General features: G+C 68.0%; 6 protein-coding genes. 1 reads left to right on the top strand and 5 read right to left on the bottom strand.

Annotated features, from left to right (window positions below; translation table 11 throughout):
• From V7787_RS52095 to ftsE, 5 genes are all read right to left on the bottom strand, one after another.
• The coding region (locus V7787_RS52095) for a hypothetical protein (RefSeq protein WP_336095343.1) at window positions 1-609 on the bottom strand (609 nt) is incomplete at its 3' end.
• Window positions 610-1,182: 573 nt separating this feature from the next.
• Window positions 1,183-1,893 carry a uracil-DNA glycosylase gene (ung, locus tag V7787_RS52090; protein WP_336095342.1) on the bottom strand — a complete coding sequence of 237 codons (711 nt, stop codon included), beginning with the start codon at window positions 1,891-1,893 and terminating at the stop codon, window positions 1,183-1,185.
• The gene (locus V7787_RS52085) at window positions 1,890-2,750 is read right to left on the bottom strand and encodes a response regulator (protein ID WP_336095341.1); all 861 of its coding nucleotides are present in this window, start codon (window positions 2,748-2,750) and stop codon (window positions 1,890-1,892) included. The genes ung and V7787_RS52085 overlap by 4 nt, the downstream gene beginning before the upstream one ends.
• Before the next feature lie 250 nt (window positions 2,751-3,000).
• Window positions 3,001-3,978, bottom strand: a complete 978-nt coding sequence (gene ftsX, locus V7787_RS52080; RefSeq protein WP_336095340.1) for a permease-like cell division protein FtsX — start codon at window positions 3,976-3,978, stop codon at window positions 3,001-3,003.
• The gene (gene ftsE / locus V7787_RS52075) at window positions 3,975-4,661 is read right to left on the bottom strand and encodes a cell division ATP-binding protein FtsE (RefSeq protein ID WP_336095339.1); all 687 of its coding nucleotides are present in this window, start codon (window positions 4,659-4,661) and stop codon (window positions 3,975-3,977) included. Before ftsE ends, ftsX begins: the two co-directional genes overlap by 4 nt.
• A 278-nt stretch (window positions 4,662-4,939) precedes the next feature.
• Between ftsE and V7787_RS52070 the strand changes: the two genes are divergently transcribed.
• Entirely contained in the window at window positions 4,940-5,377 is a 438-nt protein-coding gene (locus V7787_RS52070) for a hypothetical protein (protein ID WP_336095338.1), read from the top strand.
• Window positions 5,378-5,666 lie beyond the last annotated feature (289 nt).

The raw sequence follows: 5,666 nt of genomic DNA, 5'->3' as shown, positions 1-5,666 counted from the left end.
GCCGGTCGCGGTCAGCGGGAAGTCGCTGACCGTGGCGGTACCGCCGTTGTCGTTGGTCACCGTCTTGACCAGGGTCAGCGTCGCAGCCTGGTCGTTGTTATCGATGGTGCAGGTGGCGACGTCCCCCGCCGCGAGGGTGATCGAATTCGCCACCGTCGCCGCGCCGCCGTTGAGCACACAGCTATAGGTGCCGGCGATATAACCCGTCGGGCCGCCGGATTCGGACAGGGAGTAGGTGCCGGCATCGACCGATGCGTTGGTGACCGCGGCCGCACCGGTGGCGCCACTGATGGTGACCGGCCCGGTGGCCGTCAGCGTCCACGCGGCGGGCTGGGCGGTGCCGCCGTTGTCGTTGGTCACCGTCTTGACCAAGGTCAGCCGGGGCTGGATCGGGTCGTTGTCCTCGGCGGTGCACACGCCGTTGGCGAAGGTCTGACCGGGGTTGTTGCAGTTGGCGCCCGTGTTGGTCACGCCGGCGGGAGCCGCCACGGAAGCGCGGTTGACCGCGTTCTGCGAGAACGCCGGCAGTGCCAAGGCGGTCGCGACCGTCAGCAGCAGTGTCTGACCGATACGGCACAGCACTGCCCGAACAGCTGATTTGGAATCCACGGTCACAACGCCCCCTGAAACTGAAGTCGACTGGCTGGGTGCCCGATGGCATAGCTATGGGCACCTACCCCCCTCCAATCGGCGAGTCGCCGTCATTGCGGACATCCACACAATCTGTGCATCCGCGGAGCAGCCCTCCAAAGAGGCCTGGATTTCAGGGACTGATTGCGATGAAGAACGGAAAAGTGACGCAATGCGTCACTTTTTGACAAAAGCCCTGGGGCGAAACTGAAGCCACAGGCACAAATTCGCCCGCAGATTCAGACGAGTCCGAACCGCTTTTTGTGCTCAGGAGAGGGCGCGACGCCCGCCCGCCTCGCGGATCGAGGCAACCACGCAAGCACCAATAGGACGCAAGCCGCGTGGGGATCGCGGCCCGTCAGGTGACAAAAAAGTGGCGAGAAAGGTGCCTAGACGGCTTCGGAATCGATCAAAACTGCGCACCGGCAGGCGCGAAGCACCGCCGGAGCCTTACCCAACGCAAGTCCGATGGGCTTCGGTCGGGGCGCGCGGGCGATGCCGCGCATCGCAGTTGCACGCAGCGGGACGACCACACTGGCCGTGCCTGAATCGCTACGACTCCAGCGCGCTGCGTGCCGGCAAAGTCCAGTCGATCGGGGCGACGCCCTGACGCGAGAGATACTCGTTGGCCGCGGAAAAGTGCCCGCAGCCGATGAAACCGCGATGCGCCGACAACGGCGAGGGATGCGGCGCCTTGAGCACGCGGTGCCGGCGCGGATCGATCACCTTGCCCTTGGCCTGGGCATAGCTGCCCCACAGCAAAAACACCAAGCCTTCGCGCTCGCGGTTGAGCACGTCGACGACGTGATCGGTGAAACCTTCCCAACCCTTGCCCTGATGCGCGCCGGCGCGGCCTTCTTCGACCGTGAGCACGGCGTTGAGCAAGAGCACGCCGCGGCGCGCCCACGGCATCAAATAACCGTGATCGGGCCGGGCGATGCCGAGATCGCGATGGATCTCCTTGAAAATATTGTCCAGCGACGGCGGCACTTGCACGCCGGGCCGAACCGAAAAGCACAGCCCGTGCGCCTGTCCTTGGCCGTGATACGGATCCTGGCCGAGGATCACCACCTTCGCCGCATCGAACGGCGTGGCCTCGAACGCGCTGAAAATATCCGGCCCGGGCGGAAAGATCCGCGCCCCGGCCGCCTTGCGCTCGCGCAGGAAACGCGAGAGCGCGTGCATGTCCTCGCGCACGAACCAATCGCCGACGCGCTGCTTCCACGATGGTTCGAGCTTGATGTCGCGATCGCCGTCGCTCATGCCGGCACCGCCGCGCCGGTGGGTTCGACCAGCCGCGACAGGCGCAGCTGGAACAAGGTCTTGGTGACCAGCAGACGCTCTTCGATCGGCTTGAGTACCAGATCGTTGGCGCCGGCGCGCAGCAGCGCGCTCTGGTTGTCGCGATTGGCGTCGCCGGTCATCACCAGCACCGGCAGGCGGCGCTTGCCGTAGTCGAAGTCGTTGCGCAGCTTGGCCAGCAAATCCTTGCCGCCCAGCTCGCCCTTCAGATAAACGTCGGTGAGCACCAGGTCGGCGCCGGCATCGCCGCCGTCGCGGCCGCTGGCGCGGTGCGCTTCCAGGTGTTCCAGCGCTTCTTCCACGCCGATGAAGTGCAGCACCTGCAGCGCGTGGCGCTCGAGCATGCGTTTGGTCGCGACCGCGACAACGCGGCTGTCCTCGACATACAGCACCCGCGCGCCGGGAATCGGCTGCGGCTGGACGTAGCCGCGAATGAACTCGGCCAACGCGGCCGGGCCCAGGGATTTGTCGAAATAATCGGTGACGTCTTCGGTGAAACGGCGCGCTTCCAGATGCGACTGGGCATCGCCGGAGACCACGATCACCGGCACGTAGGCCTGCGCCGCGGCCTCGCGCACCGCGCGCGCCAGGGCGATGCCGTCGCCGTCGGGCAGCACCAGGGCGGTGGTGACCAGATCGACTTCGCCGTGATCCAGCGCCAACCGCGCTTCGATGATGCTGCCGCACTGGACGATGCGCGCGTTGGGCAGCTCGCGCACCAGCACGTCGGCGATGAGCTTGCGCACCAGCCGCGAGCCGTCGACCACCATCACCCGCGGCGCGGTGTTCTCGAAGTGACGCAGGTTCTGGCTTTGCATACGGGGACAGTACCGTCTCGGCGACGCGGAACCGGCGGCGTTGGACGCCGGCGCGGAACGGAGTGCGGATGATGCGGGGGACAGGCGGGGAACCAGGATTCTAGGCGCAAGCGGGCCCGGAATCCGAGCCTTGCGCACCATCATTGCAACCGCGTGTCGGCGGAGATTCGCCTCGGGTCGGTGGCGGCCGTGACGCGGCCGCCGCCCGAGCAGGGCGCGCGATCGCGCCGAGCGGCCGCGAACGCCCGGTTCAGCCCTGTCCGGCGCGGGTCTGGCGCAGATAGTGCCCGGTCACCAGACCCGCACCGAGCCAGCCCAGCGCCGCGGCGCCGGCCAGGATCTGCAGCGCCTGCAGCGGGCCGAAGCCCTGCAGTTCGAAATGGCTGCCGTAGCTGAGCGCCAACGCGCTCAGCGGCTCGTGCAGGCTGTGTTCGGCCGCGGTCAGCAACGCCAGCGCGACCGCGCCGGCGGCCAGGCCGTAGCAGGCGCCCAGGTACAGGAACGGCCGGCGGATGAAACCGTCGGTGGCGCCGAGCAACTGCAGCACGCCGATTTCCTCGCGCCGCGATTGAATGTCCAGACGCACGGTGTTGCCGACCACCAGCAACGCGCCCAGGCCCAGCATCGCCGCCAGCACCCAGGCCAGGCGCGAACCGAACCGCAGCCAGCCGTCCAGGCGCTGGCGCCAGCCGGCGTCATGCTGGACCACATCGGCCTCGGCCAGTTCGCCCAACGCCTGCGCCAGGGCCAGCTCATCGCCCTTGGGCGTCACCACCAGCAGGCTCGGCAGCGGATTGCCTTCGATCGCCGACAAGCTTTCGCCCAGGCCGCTCTTTTCGCGCAGATCGGCCAGGCCTTGTTCGGGCGTACGCAATTCCACGCCGCCGACTTCGGCGCGCGCGCGCAATTCTTCGGCCAGGGCGCGGGCGCGTTCGAGCTTGATGTCCGGCTTCAGGAACACGCTGATCTGGCGCGAACGCTGGACGTCGCCGGCGAAGCGTTCGACGTTGTTCAAGCTCGCCCACAGGCCCAGCGGCAACGCCAGCGCCACCGCCATCACGCCGATGGTCAGCAGCGTCGCCCAGGGCTTGCGCAACAAGCGGCCAGCGCTGGCGACCAGGCTGTAGAGATGATGGTCGAACCACATGCCCAGGCGCGATTGCGAGGCCGACTCGACCGCCGCTTCGGGCGCGCGCTCGGCCGCGGCGGTGTTGATGGGGTCGCTCATTCGGCCAGGTCCTCGGGGGCGATGTCGTCGACCAGGCGGCCGTGGTTGAGCACCAGCACGCGCTTTTTCATGCGCTTGACCAGGGCCAGGTCGTGGCTGGCCACCAGCACGCTGGTGCCGCGTTCGGGCAGCGATTGGAACAGCGCCATGATCTCCGCCGACAAGGTCGGATCGAGGTTGCCGGTGGGTTCGTCGGCCACCAGCAGCCGCGGCTCGCCGATGATCGCGCGGGCGATGCCGACGCGTTGTTGTTCGCCGGCCGACAGCTCGCCCGGCAAGGCCGATGCGCGCGCGCCCAGCCCCACCTTGTCGAGCGTGGCGCGCACGCGCCGGCCGATATCGCCGCGGCGCAGACCGCGCAGCAGCAGCGGCAGGGCGACGTTGTCGGCGACGCTGCGATCGGCCAGCAGGCGATGATCCTGGAACACCACCCCGACCTCGCGCCGATGCAGCGCGATCCGGCGCCCGCCGACCTTGAGCAGGTTGCGCTCGCCGAACAGCACCGCGCCGCGGCTGGGCCGCTCGCTGAGGTGGATGAGTTTGAGCAGCGTGCTCTTGCCGGCGCCGGAGTGGCCGGTGACGAACAGCATCTCGCCCGGCGCCACCTCGAAGCTGACTTCGCTCAAGGCCTCGTGGCCGCTGCTGTAGCGTTTGCTGACGTTGTCGAAGCGCAATACGGTCATGGCCGGAAGTATCGCAGAGCGAATCGCCGGAAATCATCACGTTTCGGCCGACGCGTTTGGCCTATGTTCGCGCTGCGGCCGTCGCGACCGCGCGCAAGCGCCGCGACGGCAACGACCGGCAAGCCCGCGGACGCCTCCGCTCAGGGCCCAAGCCGGCGACCGCACCCCGCCGGCGCGCGCGTTCGCGTCCCGGCCGCTTGCATCCGTCCGACATCGGAAGTGAACGTCCTCGGCCCGTCGGGCCGCGGGAATCGTCTGTTTTCTATGGAGCCGGACTCATGCACACGATCAAGACCTCGCTCGTTCTCGCCTGCCTGCTGGCCGCGGGCGGCCACGCTCGACTCGCTCAGGCCGAGCAATACGATCCGCCGATCAACGTCGCCACCCTGGCCTGCCCGGCCGGTTCGACCGGATACGGCAATGCGCGCTTCATCGTCTTTCCGTCCTTCGGCAGCGCGCCGCCGAATTGGCGTTTAACCATCTGGTGCAACGCCGCCGGCAGCGGCCGCCGCGGCCATTTCGAACCCGGCTCCAGCGGCGTGTTCACCACCTGGCCGTACGCTGGCGGCGCCTTCGGCATCGGCTGGCCGCCGACTGCGCCTTACGGCAATCAGTACCAGTTGCTGGATATCGACACCGATGGCGACCTGGACGTGTTCCAGTTGGTGGAAACCTCGGCGAATACATGGTCGGTGTTTGTCAGTCGGCAGCAGTGAGCGGCGCTAAAGTCTCTGGATTCCCGCGTTCGCGGGAATGACGGTAGGTAGGTGCGCGGCGGCTCTCTCAAGCCGTCATCCCCGCGAACGCGGGGATCCAGCGACTTGGTCGCGGCAACCAACGCCAAACGCAAAAAGGGCCCCGAACGGGGCCCTTCGATGCAGCCGATGCGCGGCGGCGAAACGGCAGCGCCGCTTCACCCGCGCGGATCGTACTCAGTGCTGCGTACGCGGCGGCCGCGCCACCAGCGACTTCAGCTTGCGGCCGATGCGCCCCAACAACGACGGC

The organism is Pseudomonas sp. CGJS7 (assembly GCF_036961695.1).
This window is presented reverse-complemented; position numbering and strand designations above follow the sequence as displayed.

Bases quoted from the DNA above. Each gene is read 5' to 3' on its own strand.
- V7787_RS52085 (WP_336095341.1), bottom strand. From the start codon at position 2,750: ATGCAAAGCCAGAACCTGCGTCACTTCGAGAACACCGCGCCGCGGGTG.
- ung (WP_336095342.1), bottom strand. From the start codon at position 1,893: ATGAGCGACGGCGATCGCGACATCAAGCTCGAACCATCGTGGAAGCAG.
- V7787_RS52070 (WP_336095338.1), top strand. From the start codon at position 4,940: ATGCACACGATCAAGACCTCGCTCGTTCTCGCCTGCCTGCTGGCCGCG.
- ftsX (WP_336095340.1), bottom strand. From the start codon at position 3,978: ATGAGCGACCCCATCAACACCGCCGCGGCCGAGCGCGCGCCCGAAGCG.
- ftsE (WP_336095339.1), bottom strand. From the start codon at position 4,661: ATGACCGTATTGCGCTTCGACAACGTCAGCAAACGCTACAGCAGCGGC.